Here is a 23,868-nt window from a genome sequence, read left to right on the forward strand (position 1 = left end):
AATTCCAAGTATAAGAAAAACCAAACTCATTCGCTAAAGCGCGAGCGAATGCTAGTTTTTCTAATAAATATTTTCAGTATACTTACAGTCATTTATTTTGGTAACGCGTCAATACTAATTTGCAGGAAGGAAGATATGATGGACTATTATCAGAAAAAATCAGAAGATGTGCTGGATCAGTTTAATACATCTGAAAACGGACTTACGAGCGCAGATGTGAAACAATTGATAGATGAGAAAGGTTATAACGAAATTGAAGAAAAAGAGAGAGATCCAATTTGGAAACTGTTTCTGGAGACGTTTAAGGACTCTATGGTCATTGTCCTTCTAGTTGCAGCAGGAATTCAATTGCTCTTAGGTGAAGTAATTGAATCACTCATCATCTTCCTCGTACTATTAATCAATTCGGTTATTAGTGTTGTGCAGACAAGAAAGGCAGAAGGATCCTTGGAAGCCTTACGAAATATGTCTGCGCCAGTTGCTCAAGTGATTCGAGATGGCACAAAGCAGTCCATTCCTGCACGAGAGCTAGTGCCAGGAGACCTTGTTTTTCTTGAGGCAGGGGATTATGTTCCTGCAGATGGAAGGGTACTAGAAAGCGGGTCTTTAAAAGTCGACGAAGGAATGTTGACTGGGGAGTCGGAAGCTGTTGAGAAAGAAACGAGGACGATTAATGAAGAAGTAGCTCTTGGGGATCGGAAAAACATGGTATTTAGTAGCTCCCTCATTGTATATGGCCGTGGAAGTTTCGTAGTCACGGGGACAGGAAAAGAGACGGAAATTGGTAAAATTGCTGGTATGATCGAAACCGCGGAGGAAAAACAGACACCGTTACAACGTAAATTGGATCGTTTTAGTAAAAAACTTGGAATAGGGATTCTGCTTCTATGTATTCTGATTTTTGCTGTCCAGGTCGGTAGAATTTGGTTTGGTGATAGTGATGCAGATACAACTACAGCTATTTTAAATGCGCTTATGTTCTCTGTTGCCATAGCAGTAGCAGCAATACCAGAAGCTCTTTCTTCCATCGTAACCATTGTTCTATCTGTTGGTACAAACAAAATGGCTCGGCAGCATGCCATTATTCGTAAATTGCCTGCAGTGGAGACACTTGGTTCTACAAGTGTCATCTGTACAGATAAGACGGGTACATTGACACAAAACAAGATGACAGTGATGGACCACTATTTACCTGGAAAGCAAAACACAGAGCTACCGGAGGATAAGGAAGAATGGGATGAAGCACAAAAACTTTTACTTTACACCGCTGTGCTGTGTAATGACTCCTATATCAATGAGGAAGGACAGGAGATAGGAGATCCCACAGAAACAGCGTTAATTCATTTCGCTAATAAAGTATATGGGGGCTATGAAGAGATTCGCGAAGCATATGATCGAGAGGAAGAGCTTCCTTTCGATTCTGACCGCAAACTCATGTCAACCGTTTATACGATTGATGGCACAAAACGTATGCTAATTAAGGGCGGGCCAGATGTCATGTTTGAGCGGGCGGCCTATGTACTTGTCGACGGTGATGAAAAGCCAATGACAGATGAACTGTTTAATGATCTGCAGCAAGCAAATGAAAGCTTTTCTGAACAGGCACTCCGCGTCTTAGCATATGGGTATAAACGCTTGAAGGAAGATCAAGGACTAGTTGGCCATGAGGATGAAAAGGATTTTGTCTTAATTGGATTAACAGCCATGATGGACCCGCCTCGTGAAGCAGTTTATGGATCAATCGAGGAATCAAAAAAGGCCGGGATACGTACGGTCATGATTACAGGTGACCACAAAACAACCGCACAAGCAATTGGCCGTGATATCGGGTTAATGGATCAAGATGATATAGCTGTAACGGGCCAGGAACTTGATGCTATGTCAGAAGCAGAACTTGAAGAAAAGCTGGAACAGATTTCTGTTTATGCAAGGGTCTCTCCAGAGAATAAGATCCGCATCGTGCGAGCTTGGCAAAAGCGAAACAGTATTACAGCGATGACGGGGGATGGCGTAAATGACGCTCCTGCATTAAAGCAAGCAGATATTGGAATTGCGATGGGAAGCGGAACAGATGTTGCGAAGGACTCGTCAGCAATGATATTAACGGACGACAATTTTGTCTCCATTGTTAATGCAGTGGGCGTAGGTCGAACGGTTTTCGATAATATCAAGAAAGCTATTGGCTACTTGTTTGCCGGAAACCTTGGAGCGATCATTGCCATTTTGTTTGCTGTTATTTTCAATTGGGCAAACCCATTCACAGCATTGCAACTGCTATTTATTAATCTGGTGAATGATTCCTTACCAGCAATTGCACTTGGGATGGAAAAGTCAGAGCCTGATGTTATGAAAAGGAAGCCGCGCAACATTGAAGAAGGAATCTTTTCAGGCGGAACAATGCGAGCAGTGTTGACCAGAGGAATACTAATTGGGATTGCTGTTATCATCTCCCATTATATCGGACTACAGCATTCCGATGAAATGGGTATTGCGATGGCATTTACTACACTTATTCTGGCCAGAACCCTGCAAACCTTTGCTGCACGTTCTAATGTGCAAACTGCTTTTGGTGCTGGGTTCTTCCGTAACAAGTATGTGATTGGTGCGGTAGCACTATGTTTAGTTCTTTATACGGTCACCATTATGCCATTTGCAAGAGATGTATTTTCCATCCCAGATACATTCGGTTTTCAGGAGTGGGGAATTGCAGCAGGATTATCATTGGTAGCGGTAATCTTAATGGAGATTCTGAAAAAGGTTATCAACACTGTTCAGAAATAGGAAAAGAAAAAATAGCGATAGAAAAGGTGAGCAGTTGCATACACGGCTCACCTTTTCTGATGCTATAATAACTATATTCGCTTAAAAATGGAGTGTCAGACATCATGTTAAATTTGGGAAAGATAATCCTTCATACGATTGTGTTGATTGGGTTTTATCAGGTGGGGTTGTTGATTCAAACAACGTTTCAACTGTTTGTGCCTGGTAGTGTAATAGGAATGATCCTGCTTTTTATATTTTTATCTTTGAAAGTGATAAAGGTTACATGGATAGAAAACGGGGCTCGTTTTATCGTAGATAATCTCGCGCTCTTTTTTATTCCGGTCACCGTTGGGATATTAGAATACTATGATGTATTTGCAGGAAAAGGTGCATTGTTAATTTTAATTGCTTTAATTAGTACGATGTTAGTCATGGGAATATCAGGGGCGACTAGTCAATGGTTGGTCCGACGGAGGGCAGAAGAGCATGATTGATTTTTTGATTGGCATAGCCGCCATTATTGGTACATGTATCGCGTATGTTTTTTCGGTACGTGTTCATAGAAAGTGGAATGTTACCATTACAGCGCCTGTGATCATTTCTACTGTACTCATTATTTGCGTGCTCTTAATATTCCGAATCCCGTATGAAACGTATATGCTTGGAGGAGAATGGATCAATCATTTACTCGGCCCAGCAGTTGTTGCGTTAGCATACCCCTTATATAATCAACGAAATACCCTGAAAAAATTGTTAGTTCCCTTAATTGTTGGCACAACAATGGGAGCTTTAGTGGGAATTTCCTCAGGTGTTCTAATGGCAAGATGGGCGGGGTTTGAGGAAACGATTATTTATGCTTTAACGCCTAAATCGGTTACGACTCCTGTTGCCATGGCGGTCACGGAAACGCTGGGAGGCATCATTCCACTGGCAGCAGTATTTGTAATGTTTGCTGGAATTGGTGGTGTCATGATCCATAATCTTGTATTTCGGTTATTCCGTTTGGATCACTACCTTGGAAGAGGGGTTGGGATGGGCAGTGCATCCCATGCTATCGGTACAGCAACATTGATGGAAGATAGCCAATTAGAAGGATCTGTGAGTACAGTTGCCATGGTAATGAGTGCCGTGGTGGTCTCTATTATCTCCCCAGCTCTTATCTCGCTATTATTATAATTTATGAAAACCCAAGTCTACTATCGGCTTGGGTTTTGTGTATACATGCTCACTAAAAGTCTAGCAAATACTAGTATTTCTAATGTCGTTTGTTTAACCATAAAACACCGGACTTCGCCAGTCTTGGCAGGAGGCCTGTCATCGGTTTTTGCATCATGTTACCAAAACCATCGGACTTACCTAATGATCCTAGTGTCCCTTTTAATTTTATTTCCTTCGGTTTTTTCGGTTCTTTATCGTGTAAAACAGCTAGTAAAACCTCTGCAATTTGTTCCCCTTGCTGACCAGCAAGCTGAGCGCTTGGAGAGTATTCAGACGATGCACAATCCCCGACTACATAGACGTTTGGATGATCTGGCACCTGATAATAGTCATTCAGGATGACCTTTTCCTGTGTATCCTTCTTAAAAGGAAGTTCTCTTACAAGGTAGTTCGGCTGTACACCTGCTGTCCAGATTGTTACATCGTTTACATAACATACACCATTATTACAAACCCCATCTTTTTCCACGTATTCCACGTTGGAATGATGCAAGACGTCTACCTCGTTTTTCACAAACCATTCTGCAACATATTCTTGAATTTTACTATCGAAGGCTTTTAATACAGAGGCCCCACGATCAAGCAAGCGAATGTTTAAGTCTGGTCTGCTTTCTCTAATTTCTGAAGCTACTTCGATCCCACTAAGTCCAGCTCCTACCACGGAGACTTTTCCATAGGCCTTTAAATTACAAACCGCAAGCCCTGCTTTTCTAGCCTTTTCAAACGTTTGTACACTATGAGTGAACTCTTCTGCTCCTTCTATGCCATGATAATTGTCTTCACATCCGAGCCCAATTACCAAGTAATCATAGGATAAGATTTTACTAGAATCTTTAAACGAAATCTGTTCCTTTTCCGTGTCAACCTTCATAATTTCTCCATAAACATATTGAACGCGGTCATCATCTGGAAAGCTTAAACGAACGTCCTTCTCTGCAGATGTCCCAGCAGCTATCGTGTAAAACTCTGTTTTAATAGAATGATATGGATTTCTATCCACTAGGGTGATCTCAATAGATTCCGGTAACTGATGCTGTAATAATCCGAGAACTACTTTTAATCCCCCATATCCTCCACCTAATACGACCAATCGCTTCATAACAAAACCCCATCTCTAAGTACAGAATAAATATGTATAGTTCTATTTTAGCGAATCTGTAAGCGTATGTCACCATAAGACTGAATTCTTCACAAATCGACATATCCTATATGCTATACTACGGAAAAAGGAGGGGTTTTCATGGCAGAACGAATTAGTACAGCTATTCAGGACACCTATGATGAAAAATATTCCTGGTGTTACGGCTGTGGGAAATTAAACGAACAAGGCTTACAAATTAAGACGCGTTGGGAAGGGGAAGAAACCGTAACGGCCTATCTTCCACGCGCAGAGCATGTGGCCATACCCGGATTTGTCTATGGCGGATTGATCGCTTCTATTATCGATTGCCATGGCACAGCCTCAGCGGCGATGGCCCTGCATCGGAAAAATGGTTTTGAGCCAGGTGAAGGGCCAGAACCTCCACGGTTTGTTACGGCATCTCTTCATATTGACTATCTTAAGCCAACCCCACAGAATGTTTCGCTTACTGCAATCGGTAAGGTAGAGGAGATACACCCTAAGAAGTGGCGGGTCCGTACGGAAATGTATGCAGAAGATACACTTTGTGCAAAAGGAGAGGTTATTGCAGCGATTATGCCTAAAACCTTTATGGAGTCGGAAGATTGATCAAAAAGTGAAAGGATGTTTAGGTGAGATTTCCGTTTGCAGATATTTCAATAGTATGGATGACATATTGCTGGCTTAACTCAAAATTATAAAGAGATACAAAAACTACTGACAAAATTGTTGGTAGTTTTTTTGTTTGACGTTTTCCTGACATAAACCTCCCTTATAGTAAAACGTGTAAGAGACATACCAATTAAAAAATAATAGAGAGCAGGAATAGAAATGGAATCAGAAAATAGAAGCGATCAAATTGACCACAAGAAACAAAGGAGGTGGAAAAAACCTTTCATTCACCTATTAAAGCCTTTATCGGCAGGGGTGATAGGATCAGTCCTGACCCTAACACTTTCCACCCATCTGGACATCACCCAGACTCAAACGGAAAATGCCACAGAAGAAGTTGCGAGCGCGACATCAGAAACAGTATCGAATATTGAAGTAGATACTGTTTCTGCCACTTCGACTTCTATTACAGATGTGATCGAAGAGACATCGGAAGCGGTGGTAGGCATAGTGAACTTGCAAACACAGCAACAAAGTAACATGTTCAGCCGCCAATCTACCGAGGAATCTGTTGAAAGTGGGACGGGTTCTGGTGTGGTCTATGAGGTGACCGAAAACGCAGCATATATTATTACAAACAATCATGTTATCGAAGATGCTCATGAGCTTGAGGTTAGTTTATATGATGGGCAGACAGTGTCAGGTGAACTAATCGGAACAGATGCATTAACAGATATAGCAATTGTAAAAATTTCCGGGAACTTTGATATAGAACCAGTTAAGCTAGGTGATTCTTCAGCATTGAGGTCTGGCGATCAAGTTTATGCCATTGGAAATCCTCTAGGCTTGGATCTATCGGGTACGGTAACACAAGGAATCGTTAGTGCTGTGAATCGTTCCATTGAGGTTTCTACTTCTGCAGGTGAATGGGAAATAGAAGTGATTCAGACAGATGCGGCAATTAATCCAGGTAATAGTGGCGGTGCGTTAATTAACGCAAACGGTGAGTTAGTAGGGATTAATAGTTTAAAAGTATCGGAGGATGGTGTAGAGGGGCTTGGCTTTGCGATACCTGTTAATCAGGTAACAACGATTGTTGATGAGTTAACTGCAAATGGAGAAGTGGTCCGTCCTTATGTCGGAGTTGGGTTGGCGAGCCTTGACGAAGTATCGCCGTACTATTTGCAGAGTCTTCCTGAAGGCATAACAGAAGGCGTAATTATTGGCTCTCTTGATGAGAATTCGGCAGCGGCTTCAGCCGGATTGGAAAAAGCAGATATTATTACAGCATTAAATGGAACAGTGATTACGGATCCTTCTGCGTTTCGCAACTACTTATATACAGAAGTGACAGTAGGTGACAAGCTAACCATCACTTATTACCATGATGGCGAGCAAAGAACTGCAGAAATAACGTTAACAAGTAATCAAACAACAAATGAGTAAAGAGAGGGAGAAGATAGAATGAAGAAAGTATGGGTATCAATCGTAGCAGTTGTATTGGCGGTAGGTGTCATCCTTTTCGTTACCTTAAGTCAAGATGACTATATTGCCAAAGTAAATGGACAAGAAATTAGTGAAGAGGAATTAAACAGTATCCTTTTATCCGATTATGGTGAAAGTGCCTTAGATACATTAATTACAAATGAAATGATTAAGCAGGAATTGGAAAAAGAGGACATTGAAGTCACGGATGAGGAGTTAGAGGAGGAATACAGTGAATTAGTTAATTCCTATGGAAGTGAAGAAGCTTTTCAAGAAGCACTAACAGCGAGTGGTGTAGACGAGGCGATAGTTAAACAAGATATCGAAACATACCTGGCCACAAATAAATTATTAGAACCCCGTATTACGGTTACGGAGGAAGAAATGAAGGACTATTTTGAAGAAAATAAAGCGAACTTTGCTACTGAAGAACAAGTAGAGGCAAGCCATATTCTGGTTGAAGATGAAGAAACGGCTAAGGAAGTTCTAGAAAAACTGAATGACGGGGGAGATTTTGCTGAATTAGTTGCAGAGTATTCCACAGATGAAGCGACGCTTGAGACAGATGGAGAATTAGGGTTTTTTGGAAGTGGTGTCATGGATGAAGCATTTGAAGAAGCTGCATTCCAACTTGAAGTAGGAGAAATTAGTGACCCTGTTGAAACCACTTATGGCTATCATATAATTAAGGTGACGGACAAATCGGAAGCAAAAGAAGCTGTATTTGAAGACGTGAAGGACGAAATCGAAAGTATGCTATACGAATCAAAAGCAGATACAGAGTATAGTATTTGGTTAGAAGAGAAAATGAATGAGTACGAGATAGAAAACAAACTAACGGAATAAGGTTGCATAATGAACTAAAGTATTGCCTTCATAAACCTGATTTTATTGCTTAACGGTTTTAGTGTAGTTAGACAATAGACAATCTAAGTGACAGGGCTTGTTAAATCACGTATAATTACTCTTTTAAACCATGTTAAAAGAGGAGTATTACATGACGAAACCAAATGCGCTTCCGTTTACTGTTTCAAAGACAGAAAATTTCTTTGACCGGCTTGGGGATTATGTTGGAGATGTGTTTTATGATATCCTGCCGGAAAAAGGGTATGAGCTACGGGATGAACAAATATATATGGCCTTCCAACTGGAACAGGCTTTTAAGAATAAACGAACTATTTTCGCTGAAGCAGGTGTGGGAACTGGTAAAACCTTTGTGTACTTGCTATACGCGATCTGTTATGCGAGATACAAACGAAAGCCAGCGATTATTTCCTGTGCAGATGAAACGTTAATTGAACAGCTCGTTAAAAAGGGCGGCGATATTGAAAAGTTAGAAGAAGCGCTAGGCCTTAACATAGATGTTCGCCTTGCCAAAGCGAGAGAGAATTATGTCTGTATGAAAAAGCTTGATCCTATTGCGAATAAAACGGATGATGAGGACATTCTCCGGGTACATGATGAGATTCCTGATTTCGTATTTGATACTGGGGCATCCATGCAATCCTTTGAACGATATGGGGATCGAAAGGAATACCCTTGGGTACCAAACGAGAAGTGGGAAGAAATTGGGTGGGACAAATTACAACAGTGCTCGACCTGTGAATGGCGTCATCGAAGTGGACAAACGTTGAACAGAGAATACTATCGTCATGCTACTGACTTAATTATTTGTTCACACGACTTTTATATGGAACATATTTGGACAAAAGAATCACGTAAACGAGAAGGGCAAATGCCTCTCCTTCCAGAATCAAGCTGTGTTGTTTTTGATGAAGGGCATCTTTTAGAATTTGCTGCACAGAAAGGTCTCACATATCGCTTTAATTTTCATGCACTAAGTAAGGTGCTGACTGGTTATATGGGACAGGATGTAAGGGAAGAGTCCCTTTACTTAATTGAAGACATAATCGGCATGAATGATGACTGGTTTGATTTACTGGAAGAGAGCGCGGTAGCTGTTGAAGGGTCAGAACGTCATGAGATAACCTTCAATAGTAAGTTAAAAGAACTTGCTGAAAAGCTTCATCATAACGTACAGGAATTACTGGAGCAGCTTGTCTTTGACGCTGAGCTCTTTACCATCGATGATTACCACATTAAAATCATTGAAGAATATTTAGAGTTTTTCTCTTATGGATTATCCATCCTAATGCGAGATGATGAAGGCATTTACTGGCTGGAGAAAACAGATAGCGAGACAAGTCTCGTCATCATGCCGAGACTAGTGGAGGAAGTTCTAAGGAAAGAAGTGTTCTCCCAGGACATTCCGTTCGTATTCTCTTCTGCTACATTGGCACAGGGAAAAGACTTCACATATCTAGCAGACAGCCTTGGTATCACGTCCTACGATTCCTTCTCCGTTAATTCGCCATTTGATTATGAAGAAAAAATGCAACTGTCTAGCCATGTCGAGGTAGATATACTGGAGAAATCTGAATCGATTCATAAGGACATCAAAGAGAATAATGGGAAAACCTTGGTGCTGTTTGCAACGGCTCAGGAGATGAAGGCATTTCGCAAATGGGCAGACGAACAGCAATGGGACTTCCCTGTGTTGTATGAAGGGGACAGAGAGATTAGTGAGACAGTCAAAAGCTTCCAACTCGATGATTCAGCTGTACTTTGTGCCTACCATCTTTGGGAAGGACTGGACGTTCCAGGGGAAGCACTGACCCAAGTCATTATTGCATCCCTGCCGTTTCCACCAAAAGACCCTGTTTTTCAGGCGAAACGGAAGCATGTGGCCAATCCAGAGGCAGATGTAGATGTGCCTTATATGTTGCTTCGCTTACGCCAAGGTATTGGACGATTAATTCGGACAAGCAACGACCATGGGACTATTCATATCTGGATGACAGAGGAAGATAAGCAGAAATACTTCGCGGAGATTCAAAAAGTATTGCCTGTAAAGATCACATAGAATGATTTAGATTAAAGTCACGCATTTACGCGTGGCTTTTTTATGAGGAGTTTTTTATGTGGGCATAAAGTGAAACGCCCCTGCTGTTGAGTTGATAGTTAAATGCCGCTCTATTCAATTGCTTGTATGTATACCATGCTTAAGACAAAACTATAGGGTGAAAGGAGTGCGTTTTTCAAATGAATAAGGCTGTATTTTTAGATCGTGATGGTGTAATCAATGAAGTTTTAACAGATAGAGTGAAATTTGTGAACACGCCAGAGGACTTTTATTTGCTGGAGGGAGCAGGTGAAGGGGTACATCTGCTTCAAGAAGCTGGTTACAAAGTTTTTGTTGTGACCAATCAAGGCGGCATTGGGCTCGGATTTATGGATGAAAAAATGCTGGATAACGTGCATGACCATATGAAGGAAGAATTGCGATATTATGATGCACATATCGACGAGATTGCGTACTGTCCACATAAACCACATGAAAATTGCCCTTGCAGAAAACCAAAGCCTCAGATGATTCATGATTTGGCAAGAAAATGGGATATCGCTTTGGATAAGAGCTACATGATTGGGGACCGCGAGCCAGATATTATTGCTGGTAGGGAGGCTGGAACGAAAACGATACTTGTCGGCACGCGGGATAAAGAGAAGGTAAAGGCAGATTTGGTATTTGAGAATTTGTTGGAAGCGGCAAAGCATATAACTGATTCGCTTTAATAACTAAAACGTAGAACATGTAAACCTGCTTTTGTGGAGCAGGTTTTTTTATGAAAGTAAATTATTCTAAAAATATTGGACAATAAATTCTAATAATATAGAATGTGGGAAGGAGGTAGGTATGAGATGGATTTAATAAATGCAACGAGTCTGAAAAGAAAAACCTATCAAATCGATGTAAAATGCTCTTTACTGTGGGAATGTGCACTTGGTATAGCTGCTGTAACAAATACACCCTTACTGGATTCCTTGGAAAAACCGATGCAGTACTGGAGAACGGTTAGAGATTCCTTTTCTGAGGAAATGAGGCAGCAGTTAGGATTGGTGGAGAAGCACAACACATGGAAGGCTTTGCTACAGGTGCTACATCAAAGAGATTTTTTAGATCTAGAGGATTTTGCAGCTTTTGTCCATAGCCTAGATGGAAAGGAATTCCGCTATATATGTATTCCTTTTGTGGGGGTTGAGGAACAAGAGATAAGGAGAGATGCTGCCGATGGAAACCAGGAAGCAATGGAGCAACTACAAACGAAGACAGAGGAAAATCCGTTCTTTCCTCGTTATATTGAATATATTTGTAAAGTAGCTGTGGAAGATCTGAAACGTCATTTGGTAGCAGTGATGACCGGATGGTATGACGCCATTATAGCTCCCGATAAAGAAAATGTGCAGAAAATCCTTCATACCGATATAGAAGCTAAATGGTTAGCAAAAGAGAAAATGCCATCAGAAGCATTGGTATCCTGGGCTACCTCTGGAATTAACTATGCAGCAGAACCTGGAGTCCATCGTGTGCTTTTAATCCCACATATGATTTATAGGCCGTGGAGCATTGTAGCCGATTTAGAGGGTACAAAAGTGTTTTATTACCCAGTGGCAAATGAGAGCATCGCTCCTGAGGATCCATATATGCCAAATGATTTTCTCGTACTGAGGCATAAGGCTTTAGGAGATGAAATGAGGTTGCGCATGGTAAAGCTTTTATTTGAAAAGAGTCGTAGCTTAAATGAATTAACAGGTTTATTGAAGCTTGGAAAATCAACTATTCATCACCATCTTAAAATACTTCGCTCTGCTAAATTGGTAGAGGTAAAGAACTCATGTTATGTCCTGAAACAACATGCGCTTTTCTCTCTCTCAGAGGAACTGGAATTATACATTCACCAAGATTAAACAGGTAGTCGTAAATGAAGGGCTGGCAATTAGATGAATGTATTAAGAAATAAAGCATTTACAAGAATCTGGCTGGGAAATGCCATTTCGGAATTGGGAGGATCATTTGGCACGTTTTGCAACAGTCTACTTATTTTTACATTGACAGGTTCCACGATGGCCTTAGGGAGCATGTGGCTGCTTTATTTTCTGCCATCCCTTGTATTACAACTATTTATTGGGCCTTATATTGATCGATGGAGCAGAAAGTGGATTATGGTTATCGCTTTATGGAGTCGAGGTTTCTTATTTGCTTTGCTTTTCCTTCTCTTCATAACAGATATGCTTCAAGTTTGGCACATATATGCTGTGCAATTGGCTGTTGGCCTCATTACACCACTATATATCCCAGCGAACCAGGCAATTTTGCCATCTATCATCCCAAAGGAACAGTTAGCTACTGCCAATGGATATGTGGATGGGACAAACCGTCTTATGATGTTTATAGCCCCTGTTACAGCAGGGGTTGTTATAGAGTACATAGGAATACAGTCCACAATGCTATTTGTTTGGACCTTTCTCGTTGTTAGTGGTTTTTTACTTTTACCGATTCATGAAAAAAGGGTACATCATCCTGCCCGTAGTACATGGTTACAGCAATTCACCGAGGGGCTACAATACTTCTTTAAGCAAAAAATTATTGTCTGGCTTGGTGTTTTCCTTGCATTTGTGCAATTTGGAGTAGGAGTGACGATGGTAATAAACCTTCCTTATATTACGAATGAACTGAATGGAAATACTGCGGAATATGGATATTTCATGGCGGGTTTCCCACTGGGGTATGTGCTCGGTTCTATTCTGGTAGGAAAGATTAAAAAAGGAACTCGAAGACAAATCATGCTTGGGGCTTTAACAACTGGAGGAGCAACCTTTATTATTCTGGGTTTCTCCACCTCTTATCTCCTTGCAGTTACAACAGAGGTGATGGGCGGGATAGCCATGGCCGTTTTCAATGTACATAATCTAACGCTGTGCCAGAAGCTAGTTCCAAAGCGTTTAATGGGGAAGGTGTTTTCTGTGCGATTACTCATTATTAGGGGAGCGATGCCCCTCGGTGTGCTTTTAGGAGGTGTAGGCAGTACATTATGGGGGATAAGGCCGTTGTATATATTAATCGGCGGAATAATATGTGTAGCAGCCCTCCTAGGAATGCTGCTACCCCAATTTGCATTTTTAAATCAACCAAACTTAGAAAAGGAAAGCAATATATCCTGAAAAACATGACAACTGTCATATATGCTTCTTGACGTTTATGACTTATAAAATCTCGCTAATTTTTATATCCTATATATAAGAGATAGATCGTCATCTAAACGTAGGAGGATATGTATGAGTAAACAAAAACAGGCTCAATTAAGAAACAGTGTGAAAACTTTTGCAGGTTCAGATCGTAGGGCTAGTATTATACAACTTCTAAACACGGTACTTCCTTTCTTCTTGTTATGGTTTCTTGCCTATCAGAGTCTAGCTGTATCCGTGTGGCTTACACTAGCATTAGCTGTTGTTGCATCAGGATTTGTCATTCGAATCTTTATCATTTTCCACGATTGTACCCATGGTTCATTCTTCCAGGGGAGTAAAGCAAACCGAATAGTCGGCACTATCACAGGTATCATTACCTTGTTTGCCTTTGAAAAATGGAAAAGAGACCATGCCATCCATCATGCTACAAGCAGTAACTTGGACAAACGCGGCACAGGTGATGTATGGGTTATGACAGTGGAAGAATACAAAGCAGCCTCATTTTGGGGAAGACTCGCATACCGCTTATATCGTAATCCGTTCGTTATGTTCGGTTTAGGACCGATTTACTTGTTCCTAATCGCCAATCGCTTTAACCGAAAAGGTGCAAGGAAAAAAGAAAAAATGAATACGTATTTAATAAATGCTTCAATCGTGTTGATATATGCATTGTTAATCTGGGCGATTGGCTGGCAGGCATTCTTGATTATCCAGCTGCCTATCCTGTTTATTTCGGGCTCTCTCGGAATTTGGCTGTTCTATGTACAGCATCAGTTTGAGGATTCCTACTTTGAAAATGAAGCAGAATGGGATTATGTAAAAGCTGCCGTAGATGGAAGCTCCTATTATAAATTGCCAAAAGTTATGCAATGGTTAACTGGTAACATTGGATATCATCATGTTCACCATCTTAGCCCGAGAGTACCGAATTACCGATTAGAAGAAGCCCACGAATCCACACCACCGCTTCAAAATGCGACGACGATAACACTGAAGACTAGCTTGCAGTCAATTCGTTTTCGTTTATATGACGAGGCGAGTCGAACGTTCGTTAGCTTTAGAGAAGTGAAGGCGTTATTGAAAAACCAAAAGACTAACCTGAAGTTACACGCAGGTAAGACAAGCTTTCAGGAAGAGTAATCATACAAAACCCTTCAAGATGTCTTGAAGGGTTTTGATTTGCCTTCTTTTGGTATAGTATAGAGAAAACAGCAAAGGTAAAGAGGTGTCATCCATGCAAAATTGGTATCATATTTTCCCGAAGAATACAGGGCTTAGTGCGTTTGCATGGCTTGTTTTTTGTTTGCTTCCTTTTTATTTTATTTTCCGATCGACCTCTCTTGTGGAAACATTGCTAGGAATTGTGATGATTCTGCTCTTTTTCGCAACCTATCGCCTTTCCTTTATTAAAAAGGGTTGGACAGTGTATGTTTCTGTTTCTATAGAAATGGCGATTAGTATAGGTATGATTCTCTATTTCGGCTATGTCTATTTCTCGCTATTCCTGGCATTTTACATAGGTAATATAGAAAATAAAGCAGGTTTTCTCGTTCTCTACATTGTTAACTTTGTTACAACCGTTTCGGCGGTCAGTGTTGGTTTTCTTATGCAAAGCCCGCAATTTATTGCACAAACTCCTTTTATTGTAGTTAGTATCGTCGGTGTAATCCTTCTTCCCCTCACGCTAAATAGTCGGAACAAACGGGAACGACTCGAGAGGAAGTTGGAGGATGCAAATAAGAAGATATCCAGATTGATGGTAATCGAAGAGCGGCAGCGGATCGCTAGAGACCTTCATGATACACTTGGCCAAAAGCTTTCCCTTATCGGGTTGAAAAGTGACCTGGCAGGCAAAATTATAGAGCGCGATCCAGAAACAGCCAAAAAAGAAGTCGAGGATATTAACCAAACGGCACGTATGGCCCTCAAAGAAGTTAGAGAAATGGTATCAGATATGAAAAACGCAAAACTTAAGGATGAGGTCATTCATGCACGACACATTCTGGAGGCTGCGGGTATTTCTTTTCAATTCAATAGAGAAGACTCAACTAATGAGTTGCCTCTTTTAGTCGAAAATGTGCTTGGAATGTGTTTGAAGGAAGCTGTTACCAACGTGGTAAAACATAGTAAAGCGACAGTATGCCAGGTTAAAATTAGCAATACCGCAAGCGAGCAGGTCCTCATTATCCAGGATAATGGGGTAGGATCAATAGAAAACAGTGAGATCCAAAGAGGAAACGGCCTTCAGGGTATAAGGGAGAGGCTGGATTTTGTAAATGGGAATCTGTCTATCGACACAGCAAATGGCACAACCCTCACGATAAAGGTTCCTAAGGTGATTCAGCAAAAGGGAAAGGAAGGACTTGAATGATACGAATTGTCATTGCAGAAGATCAAGGTATGCTGCTCGGTGCGCTAGGTTCCTTGCTTAATTTGGAAGAGGATATGGAAGTGATCGGGAAAGCTAAGAATGGGGAAGAGGCAGTCAAAATGGTGAAAAGCCTTCAGCCGGAAATTTGCATTATGGACATCGAGATGCCTGTAAAAAGTGGTCTTGATGCAGCAGAACAGCTGAAAGACGAATCCTGTCATGTCATTATCCTAACGACCTTTGCACGTAGTGGATACTTTCAGCGGGCACGTGCTGCTAATGTGAGTGGCTACTTATTAAAAGATAGTCCTAGTGAGGAGCTAGCAGATGCAGTACGGACTATTATGGATGGCAGACGAGTATATGCGCCAGAATTAATTGATATGGCGTATCGCGAGGAAAGTCCTTTAACAGATAGAGAAGAACAGGTGATTAAACTCATTGCTGATGGAAAGACGACGAAAGAGATAGCCAAGGAACTGTATCTTACCACAGGTACAGTACGAAACTACGTGTCGGTCATTTTAGATAAGCTAGGGGTCAGCAATAGGATAGAAGCGATCTCTAAATTCAAGGAGCAGGGCTGGTTCTAGTATTGTAGATAAAGGATCTCTAAAGCCAAAAAAGCCATCTCTTTAGAAAGAGATGGCTTTTTGTATTTTTATGAAATTATAGCTGTAAGCAAAGCTAAGTTGCTTCGATTATAAGAAAAACATCACATTCACTTAAGGACGAATGCTAATTTATCTAAAATTAAGATAAGCGGCGGATCCGTTCATTAAGATCTGGATGGGTGGAGAAGATACTTGATTTACGTTTTCCATTAATCTTTAATGTAGAAACAGAAGTATCATCACCGCGTACACGGTTAGCATATGCTTTTAATGATTCGAGTGCGTGCTTCATTTTATCTTTACCAGCTAGGTCTGCGCCCCCACGATCTGCATGGTATTCGCGGTGACGTGAGTAGGCATAAACAACCAAGCTTCCAAGTATTGAGAAAATAATTTGGAAAAAGATAATCGCAAGGAAGTGGACAATTGGTGCAAGTTCTTCCTTGACAAATCGTGTAACAGCAAATGCAGCAATTCGTGCAAGGAATACAACAAAGGTGTTGACGATCCCTTGTAATAGCGTCATCGTTACCATATCTCCATTCGCAACGTGAGCCACTTCATGCGCGATAACGCCTTCTATTGCATCGTCGTCCATTTCGTGAAGTAATCCTGTTGAAACGGCAACTAGGGAACGCTTTTTAGAAGGCCCTGTAGCAAAAGCATTTACCTCGCGTGAATCATAAATTCCTACCTCTGGCATGTGCATTAGTCCGGCTGTGCGTGAAAGTCGGTGTACCTTTTCGACAACCTCCCGCTCAGACTGAGATAAGGCGCCACTTGGATCAAGGACACGAACCCCCATCATTTTCTTTGCCATCCATCTTGACATAGCTAGTGAAATAAACGAGCCAGTAAAACCGATAACAGCACTAAAAATAAGTAAAGTGCCAAATTGAATGGTGCCATCTGGTCCAATATAGTTCCACGCGCCAGGTATTAGCATGAAAATAATTGAAATGGTTGCTAGTACTAAAACATTCGTTAGTAAAAAGTAAAAAATTCGCTTACCCACGTCCTCACCCTTTATAATAGATTTTGAGATTTTTACAATGTTTGCAGTGAATTTGTGAAGCCTTCACATAGTTCCATTATATCGTTTGATAGGGGAGTTATCAACAAATAACCTAAGAATTTGTAGTGCTTTGGTCATAATACTTACTTATTATAAGCTTGTTATTTGACTTCACTTTCTTTCTCTATTACGATAGTGACGTAAAGTAAGCAGTTTATTATGATATAGTTTGCCTTGCATAAATTGTGATGGCAAGTGAAAAATATAGGCTGGGTACATTACAACTAACATAATTTAAAAGGCAGAAGGAGATCGAACAATGGCAAACGTAAAATTAGCAGTAATTTATTATAGTTCTACAGGAACGAACTATCAAATGGCAAAATGGGCAGAGGAAGCAGGAAAGGAAGCTGGCGCAGATGTACGTGTAGTAAAAGCACCTGAATTAGCTCCTGAAGCTGCAATTGCTTCAAATCCTGCATGGAAAGAGCATTATGAAGCGACAAAAGATGTACCAGAAGCAACTTCTGATGATATTGAGTGGGCAGATGCAATTATCTTTAGCATGCCGACACGTTTTGGTAATGTTCCATCCCAAATGAAACAATATATTGATTCTCAAGGTGGTCTTTGGGCTACTGGGAAAACAGTTAACAAAGCTGTCAGTGTCATGGTTTCTGCGTCAAATGCACATGGTGGACAAGAGGCAACAGCACTTTCCTTCTATACTACAATGATGCACTGGGGTGCAATTATCGTAGCACCTGGCTATACAGATGAGTCGATTGCCCCTGCAGGTGGAAACCCATACGGAACAAGCGTAACGCAAGGACAGGATGGGAAAATGGTTGAGAACGTTGAACCAGCAGTGAAGCACCAAGTAAAACGTACCGTTGAGGTTGCTGCAAAACTAAACGGTTAATATAGAGATGAATTTTGATAGGACTGATGGTGACATCAGTCCTTTTCTTTTTTATATAAAGCGTTTTTTAGTCGGTAGCTGATCCCAGATCATACGAGCGTTTCAATCAACCACACGAGCGGCTCAATCGATCATAGGGGAGTTCCAATCAATCACCCAAGCGCCTCAATCAATCATAAGAGTGTTCCAATCAACCACACGAGCGGCTCAATCGATAATAAGAGAGTTCCAATCAACTACAAGAGCGGCTCAATCGATCGTAGGAGCACTTCAATCAACTACACGAGCGGCTCAATCGATCATAGGAGAGCTCCAATCAACCACACGAACGGCTCAATCGATCGTAGGAGCACTCCAATCAACCACACGAACGGCTCAATCGATCGTAGGAGCACTTCAATCAACCACACGAACGGCTCAATCGATCGTAGGAGCACTCCAATCAACCACACGAACGGCTCAATCGCTCATAGAAGCGTTCCAATCAACTCCAAAGTTCAAACTACACTACCTTAGAAAATTCTACACTCAATGAATTTACCTTCTCTCCCTGTTTCAGAAATTCAGACATGGGTAAACTTAAATTAATAGCAAATATAAGCGAAGGAGTTGTCATATAGGTGAATTCAGGTAAGCAAATACCAACAGAAAAAGGCATGGACCATAGTGTGGCATTATTGCGAGAGGGATATCGCTTTGTTCCGAATCGACTCCAAAGATTTCGCTCCGATATATTTCAAACCCGCATGATGGGCGGTCAAAAGGCTCTTTGTATTAGTGGAAAACAAGCAGCCGAATTATTTTATGATAATGAACGTTTTAAACGCCAAGGGGCAGCACCAAAGCGAATTAAAAAAAGCTTGTTTGGTGTAGGCGGTGTGCAAGGAATGGATGGGGAAGCTCATCGCCATCGAAAGCACTTGTTTATGTCGCTTATGACCAAGGAAAGTCTGAAGAAGATTGCAGCGATTTGCCGAGAAAAATGGCAACAATCAGCTACGGAATGGGAAACGATGGATTCGATTGAACTTTTCCCGGAGGCAGAAAAGATTATGTGTCGAACAGCCTGTGAGTGGGTTGGTGTACCACTGTGGGCTAAAGATCTCTCCATACGCACTAAAGATCTAAGTGACATGATCGATGCATTTGGTGCAACAGGCCCACGTCACTGGAAAGGCCGGGTGGGTAGAGATCGAGCTGAAAAATGGATTAGAGACATAGTAGAACGCGTTCGCAACGATGAATTGGATGTAGAGGAAACAAAGCCATTATATGTTGTGGCGTGGCATCGTGACCTTGATGGGAATCTACTTGATACACAAACCGCTGCTGTTGAAATTCTGAACCTTTTACGGCCGATTGTGGCAATTGCCCGGTTTGTTACGTTTGGGGCGTTAGCGCTTTATGATTTTCCTCAAACGAGAGAAAAACTAACACATGAGGATGGACAATACGCTAAGTGGTTTGTGCAAGAAGTACGTAGGTACTATCCGTTTGCACCCTTTACAGGGGCATTAACAGCGATAGACTTCGACTGGCAGGGGTACCATTTTAAAAAAGATACCTTAGTCATCTTGGATATATACGGAACAAATCATAGTCCAGAACTTTGGTCTGAGCCAAATCGCTTCAAACCAGAGCGGTTTAAAGACTGGCAAGGAAGTCCTTTTGACTTTATCCCACAGGGTGGGGGAGATTATGATAGGGGTCATCGTTGTGCTGGTGAATGGTTAACCATTGAACTAATGCAAACGAGTTTAACCTTCTTAACACAGGATCTCTCTTATGAAGTCCCACCGCAAGATTTATCATATAGTATGACGCGTATTCCAACACACCCAAAAAGCAATTTTATTATGGAAAATATAAGGGTTAAGTAAGGCTTGAGGATCCTGAAGGCTAAGCAGCAACCAATTGGCCACCAGGACCCTTTCATTTGTTTTGGCTCATTATATAAGAAAAAGATGATGCTGACTGCAACAGCATCATCTTCCAATTTATAGAGAACAGCTTAAGAAGAAAGTATCTTTTCCTTACCAAGTACTACTTTAACTGCTATTCTCGCTTCCTTAATGACATCAGATCGCCAAACCTCGTCTTGAGGATAGAACATTTTTTGGAATTCATTCAAAATATAGTTTCTATTGGATTCCTTTTCAGCACCTTCCCAATAAAGCTGGTTCTCTAAAACAATTGTCATAAGTTCTCGTAGTTCAGCTTTTTTGTCATCGCCAAATGTTCCAAATTCAAATAATGCAGAAAAAAGCTTTGTATCAGGGTAATTCTTTTTTTGCAAAGTATAAAAGTGTTGATTTGAATCGCCAACAACTTTCTTGTCCGAAAACTTCATAATATTTTTTAGTGGATAACGTGATTGGATCTCTTCCAGGTCTTGTTCCTCATCTGGCGGAACGACCATTGTTAGTTCATTACTTGGTCCTAAAGCAGTGTGCCAATCCATATGGACGATATGATTATATTGTTCAAGCAGATCGATTTGTAGAGATCGTACATATTTTGCGGACTCCTCTAATGCCTTTCCACCATAATATACACCACGTTCAAACTCATACTGCCCCATGCTTTTAGCATGCTTCATGTTCGCATAGCCTTCTTTAGCAAGAGCCTTCGTCAGTTTTTTAAATAGTCTGTTCTGCTCATCCGTGATATCCTTAATTTTCCCGTTTGGAAGGAAAAGCTCTTTTTCTTTTTCGTACTTTTTATTCACATCTATAGGTAATGGTCCTTCTTCATCAATATAATTTCGATTTAGGTCAATGTTGTTTTCGGTAACTCTGCGGAAATTTCGCATACCCCATGGATTAATTGCATGTACAAGGCAAATGCCAGTCGTTTCTGGCTCTATGTGTTCCATACATTCCTCGACAAACATGTGGATACAAGCTGCTCCAGCATATCCTTCGATCCCATGCTCTCCTGATGAAAGTAGTGCAATCTTGTCTTTTTCACTTGTGGCGTCTGCGCGTATGATGTCAATTGTGTTGTCATCTGCTTCTTTTCCGATGGTTACTGTTTCTAAAGAAGCATTAGGCCAGACTGATTTTACTTTGTCTAAGTGACTGCGAAAAACGGCTCTCGAGGTTTCGTAATCTTTCTGAAAATAAGATTCCACTTTCATCTTTCCTTTCCATCTCTTTTTCTTCTCGATTCCCGTTTGGGCACATTTAAAACTAAAAGTGACAAATGAGGCAGTACTAAGTAAAATGGATGAAGAGAGGAGATAGCACACATGAAACAGATAAAACAATTTTGTGGGCAGATTGCGGAACACCCTTTATTTACAAGGGTGATTATTACATTAATCGTTTTTAACGCACTGCTTGCTGGATTAGCGACATATAGCATCTTTGCTAATGCAGAGTGGATATACATAGCAGATCTAATCTTGATCTGTATCTTTTCAATAGAAATAGTTATTCGATTGCTTGGGGCAAAATCCTTTGGAGCCTTTTTTAAAGACTTCTGGAATGTATTTGATTTTATTATCGTTTTGCTTAGCCTCGTATTGGTAGGCTCTCATTATATAACCGTTCTACGAATTGTACGTGTCTTGCGGGTGTTGAGAGCAATCTCTATCATTCCATCATTGCGAAAAATAGTAAATGCGTTGCTTCTTACAATCCCATCCATGGGGACAATTATGCTGCTACTTGGTTTGTTCTTCTATGTATATGGTGTGATTGGTACAACGCTGTTTCACTCCATTGCCCCTGAATATTTTGGGACATTGCATGATTCGTTGCTAACGTTATTCCAAGTTATCACACTTGAGTCATGGGCTAGTGGCGTTATGCGGCCGATTTTGGCAGAGGACCCATCCTCATGGTGGTATTTTGTCACCTTTATTTTATTCGGTGCCTTTGTCATCGTGAATCTTTTTGTTGGTGTCATAGTAAATAATGTAGAAGAGGCTAACCGAGAGGAAACACCTTCACCAACAGACGTTAAATTGGCAGAGGTACAAAAAGAATTGGCTGAGATTAAAACGTTGCTAAAAAAAAGGGACGAATAATATTTTCTATGGAAAAAGCCGAACAAGTTCGCGTTAGTTTGCGCATGCTTGCTCGGCTTTTTTGATGATTAATGATTAGCTAGGACTAAGCTTCATCCATTAGTTCTGCTACAATTTCATAAGAACGTAAACGATCTTCCATATGGTAGATTTGGCCACTAATAATCATTTCATCTGCTTGTGTCTCGTTAAGAAATGCTTCGAGCCCTTTTCTCACCGTCTCTTTGCTACCAATAATGGTAGTTCGAGGATCGAGCGATTGTTCCACTGCAGCCTTCTCCATAGGCGTCCAAACTTCATCCATGTTTTCTACTGGTGGTTGAAGTTTTGTCGGATTCCCTTTGCGGATACTTAGGAATTGCTGTTGTTGGGATGTGGCGATATATTGAGCCTTTTCATCCGTGTCGGCTGCAATAACATTAACCCCTACCATTGCATATGGTTTCTCCATTTTCTCCGTTGGCTGGAAATTCTCCCGGTAAAGACGTAATGCAGGTATGGTGTATGCTGGTGCAAAATGGCTTGCAAAAGAAAACGCGAGCCCTTTTTGTGCAGCAAGCCTTGCGCTAAAGTCGCTGGATCCTAGCAGCCAGATTGGAATATCTAATCCTTGACCTGGGACAGCTTTTACTCGTGATACAGGTTCGTCTGAGAAATAGTCCTGCAATTCATTTACTTGCATAGGAAAGTCCTCTACACTCATTCCGAGTGTTCTTCTGAGTGCATAGGCAGTAGCCTGGTCACTTCCAGGTGCACGTCCTAATCCCAGATCAATTCGACCAGGAAATAGAGACTCCAATGTGCCAAATTGTTCGGCAATAACGATTGTTGCGTGGTTTGGCAGCATAATACCACCGGCACCCACTCGGATTCTTTCTGTCTTTTCAGCTATATGCCCCATAATGACAGAAGTTGCAGAACTGGCAATACCAGGCATGTTATGATGCTCTGCAAGCCAATATCGGTTAAAGCCTAGCTTTTCCACATGCTGTGCCAACTGTACGCTATTTTGAAACGACTCTCGTGGATTACTTCCTTCTTTTACTGCTGCAAGATCAAGGACAGAGAGCGGTATATTTTGAAATGTTTTTGATTTTGTTGTCATCGTATTCACTCCTCACGATTTCTTATTAAGAAATATTACGTCTAAAATCGCCAAACGTCCACTAATCAGCCTACCAATTTTCTGGTAATAACAGACTGAAATAATTCAAAAGAAGTTGGTAAACTTAGTTTGTTTCAAGGTTTAAATTTAAAACAAAGAAACGAAAGAAAAATGTCATAAATTTAAAGTTTTTGTGAATTTTCCTGCAGAAATGTAAAACCCTTGTCTTTTATGCATTGTAAGCGTATATAAAAAGAGTAAATGTTGATTTGATAGCGTTTACATTAACTGAATTTTTATAAAAATGCATGAACATAACTTATCAGAATTTTGAGTTAAAAAGTGATTTATGGTATGATATTTCTACTATCCTTTTTTACACGTTAGAATAGTTAAAAATCTTAGCTATATAAGAACAGTCAGCATAGTTAACATTTTTAACTTCCATATTCGCTAAAAGATGAGCGAATGCGGATGTTCTAACCACCCTGGTTTGATCCCCCCGTATAAACTTTTTCAAGGA

The 23,868-nt window shown here is 40.8% G+C and carries 20 protein-coding genes; 16 read left to right on the forward strand and 4 right to left on the reverse strand.

What is annotated here, in order from left to right; translation table 11 throughout:
• The first annotated feature begins 138 nt into the window (after positions 1 to 138).
• The 3 genes from ACTWPF_RS01980 (at position 139) to ACTWPF_RS01990 (ending at position 3,939) form a co-directional block, all read left to right on the forward strand.
• Positions 139 to 2,781 (forward strand): cation-translocating P-type ATPase, encoded by a 2,643-nt coding sequence (locus ACTWPF_RS01980; protein ID WP_443148844.1) that lies wholly within the window; start codon positions 139 to 141, stop codon positions 2,779 to 2,781.
• Positions 2,782 to 2,885: 104 nt separating this feature from the next.
• Positions 2,886 to 3,257 (forward strand): CidA/LrgA family protein, encoded by a 372-nt coding sequence (locus tag ACTWPF_RS01985; protein ID WP_443148141.1) that lies wholly within the window; start codon positions 2,886 to 2,888, stop codon positions 3,255 to 3,257.
• The gene (locus tag ACTWPF_RS01990) at positions 3,250 to 3,939 is read left to right on the forward strand and encodes an LrgB family protein (RefSeq protein WP_238017689.1); all 690 of its coding nucleotides are present in this window, start codon (positions 3,250 to 3,252) and stop codon (positions 3,937 to 3,939) included. Before ACTWPF_RS01985 ends, ACTWPF_RS01990 begins: the two co-directional genes overlap by 8 nt.
• Positions 3,940 to 4,018: 79 nt before the next feature.
• Here the strand turns inward: ACTWPF_RS01990 and ACTWPF_RS01995 are convergent, their stop codons facing one another.
• A complete protein-coding gene (locus ACTWPF_RS01995; RefSeq protein ID WP_106898178.1) occupies positions 4,019 to 5,080 on the reverse strand; it encodes an NAD(P)/FAD-dependent oxidoreductase in 1,062 nt (353 codons plus the stop codon).
• A gap of 141 nt (positions 5,081 to 5,221) precedes the next feature.
• On the opposite strand from ACTWPF_RS01995, the gene ACTWPF_RS02000 reads away from it, so the two are divergent.
• From ACTWPF_RS02000 to ACTWPF_RS02045, 10 genes are all read left to right on the forward strand, one after another.
• A complete protein-coding gene (locus ACTWPF_RS02000) occupies positions 5,222 to 5,710 on the forward strand; it encodes a PaaI family thioesterase (RefSeq protein ID WP_106898177.1) in 489 nt (162 codons plus the stop codon).
• 222 nt (positions 5,711 to 5,932) lie between these two features.
• Positions 5,933 to 7,159, forward strand: a complete 1,227-nt coding sequence (locus ACTWPF_RS02005; RefSeq protein ID WP_443148142.1) for a S1C family serine protease — start codon at positions 5,933 to 5,935, stop codon at positions 7,157 to 7,159.
• 18 nt (positions 7,160 to 7,177) lie between these two features.
• The gene (locus tag ACTWPF_RS02010; protein ID WP_443148143.1) at positions 7,178 to 8,044 is read left to right on the forward strand and encodes a peptidylprolyl isomerase; all 867 of its coding nucleotides are present in this window, start codon (positions 7,178 to 7,180) and stop codon (positions 8,042 to 8,044) included.
• Positions 8,045 to 8,195: 151 nt separating this feature from the next.
• Entirely contained in the window at positions 8,196 to 10,121 is a 1,926-nt protein-coding gene (locus ACTWPF_RS02015) for an ATP-dependent DNA helicase (protein WP_443148144.1), read from the forward strand.
• A gap of 179 nt (positions 10,122 to 10,300) precedes the next feature.
• Positions 10,301 to 10,831, forward strand: coding sequence for a D-glycero-alpha-D-manno-heptose-1,7-bisphosphate 7-phosphatase (locus ACTWPF_RS02020; protein WP_443148145.1), 531 nt, complete (start codon positions 10,301 to 10,303; stop codon positions 10,829 to 10,831).
• A gap of 126 nt (positions 10,832 to 10,957) precedes the next feature.
• Entirely contained in the window at positions 10,958 to 12,004 is a 1,047-nt protein-coding gene (locus ACTWPF_RS02025; protein WP_161464622.1) for an ArsR family transcriptional regulator, read from the forward strand.
• A gap of 33 nt (positions 12,005 to 12,037) precedes the next feature.
• Complete coding sequence (locus ACTWPF_RS02030) at positions 12,038 to 13,258, forward strand: MFS transporter (RefSeq protein WP_106898171.1); 1,221 nt, start codon at positions 12,038 to 12,040, stop codon at positions 13,256 to 13,258.
• Positions 13,259 to 13,372: 114 nt separating this feature from the next.
• Complete coding sequence (locus ACTWPF_RS02035; RefSeq protein WP_443148146.1) at positions 13,373 to 14,425, forward strand: fatty acid desaturase; 1,053 nt, start codon at positions 13,373 to 13,375, stop codon at positions 14,423 to 14,425.
• 94 nt (positions 14,426 to 14,519) lie between these two features.
• A complete protein-coding gene (locus ACTWPF_RS02040) occupies positions 14,520 to 15,656 on the forward strand; it encodes a sensor histidine kinase (RefSeq protein ID WP_443148147.1) in 1,137 nt (378 codons plus the stop codon).
• Positions 15,653 to 16,249, forward strand: a complete 597-nt coding sequence (locus ACTWPF_RS02045; RefSeq protein WP_161464700.1) for a response regulator transcription factor — start codon at positions 15,653 to 15,655, stop codon at positions 16,247 to 16,249. Before ACTWPF_RS02040 ends, ACTWPF_RS02045 begins: the two co-directional genes overlap by 4 nt.
• Before the next feature lie 160 nt (positions 16,250 to 16,409).
• On the opposite strand, the gene htpX is transcribed toward ACTWPF_RS02045, so the two are convergent.
• Positions 16,410 to 17,285 (reverse strand): protease HtpX, encoded by an 876-nt coding sequence (gene htpX / locus ACTWPF_RS02050; protein WP_443148148.1) that lies wholly within the window; start codon positions 17,283 to 17,285, stop codon positions 16,410 to 16,412.
• Positions 17,286 to 17,604: 319 nt separating this feature from the next.
• On the opposite strand from htpX, the gene wrbA reads away from it, so the two are divergent.
• Both wrbA and ACTWPF_RS02060 read left to right on the forward strand, forming a co-directional pair.
• Positions 17,605 to 18,207 (forward strand): NAD(P)H:quinone oxidoreductase, encoded by a 603-nt coding sequence (gene wrbA / locus ACTWPF_RS02055; RefSeq protein WP_036577714.1) that lies wholly within the window; start codon positions 17,605 to 17,607, stop codon positions 18,205 to 18,207.
• A 620-nt stretch (positions 18,208 to 18,827) separates the two neighbouring features.
• Positions 18,828 to 20,087, forward strand: a complete 1,260-nt coding sequence (locus ACTWPF_RS02060) for a cytochrome P450 (RefSeq protein ID WP_443148149.1) — start codon at positions 18,828 to 18,830, stop codon at positions 20,085 to 20,087.
• A 131-nt stretch (positions 20,088 to 20,218) separates the two neighbouring features.
• On the opposite strand, the gene ACTWPF_RS02065 is transcribed toward ACTWPF_RS02060, so the two are convergent.
• On the reverse strand, positions 20,219 to 21,346 hold the full coding sequence (locus ACTWPF_RS02065) for a M14 family metallopeptidase (RefSeq protein ID WP_443148150.1): 1,128 nt from the start codon (positions 21,344 to 21,346) through the stop codon (positions 20,219 to 20,221).
• Positions 21,347 to 21,457: 111 nt separating this feature from the next.
• On the opposite strand from ACTWPF_RS02065, the gene ACTWPF_RS02070 reads away from it, so the two are divergent.
• Positions 21,458 to 22,240 (forward strand): ion transporter, encoded by a 783-nt coding sequence (locus tag ACTWPF_RS02070; RefSeq protein ID WP_443148151.1) that lies wholly within the window; start codon positions 21,458 to 21,460, stop codon positions 22,238 to 22,240.
• Positions 22,241 to 22,325: 85 nt separating this feature from the next.
• Here the strand turns inward: ACTWPF_RS02070 and ACTWPF_RS02075 are convergent, their stop codons facing one another.
• Positions 22,326 to 23,345: an LLM class flavin-dependent oxidoreductase gene (locus ACTWPF_RS02075; RefSeq protein WP_161464391.1), complete on the reverse strand. Its 1,020-nt coding sequence runs from the start codon at positions 23,343 to 23,345 to the stop codon at positions 22,326 to 22,328.
• Positions 23,346 to 23,868 lie beyond the last annotated feature (523 nt).

Source organism: Oceanobacillus sp. M65, from assembly GCF_052246275.1.
Taxonomy (GTDB): domain Bacteria; phylum Bacillota; class Bacilli; order Bacillales; family Amphibacillaceae; genus Oceanobacillus_B; species Oceanobacillus_B jordanicus.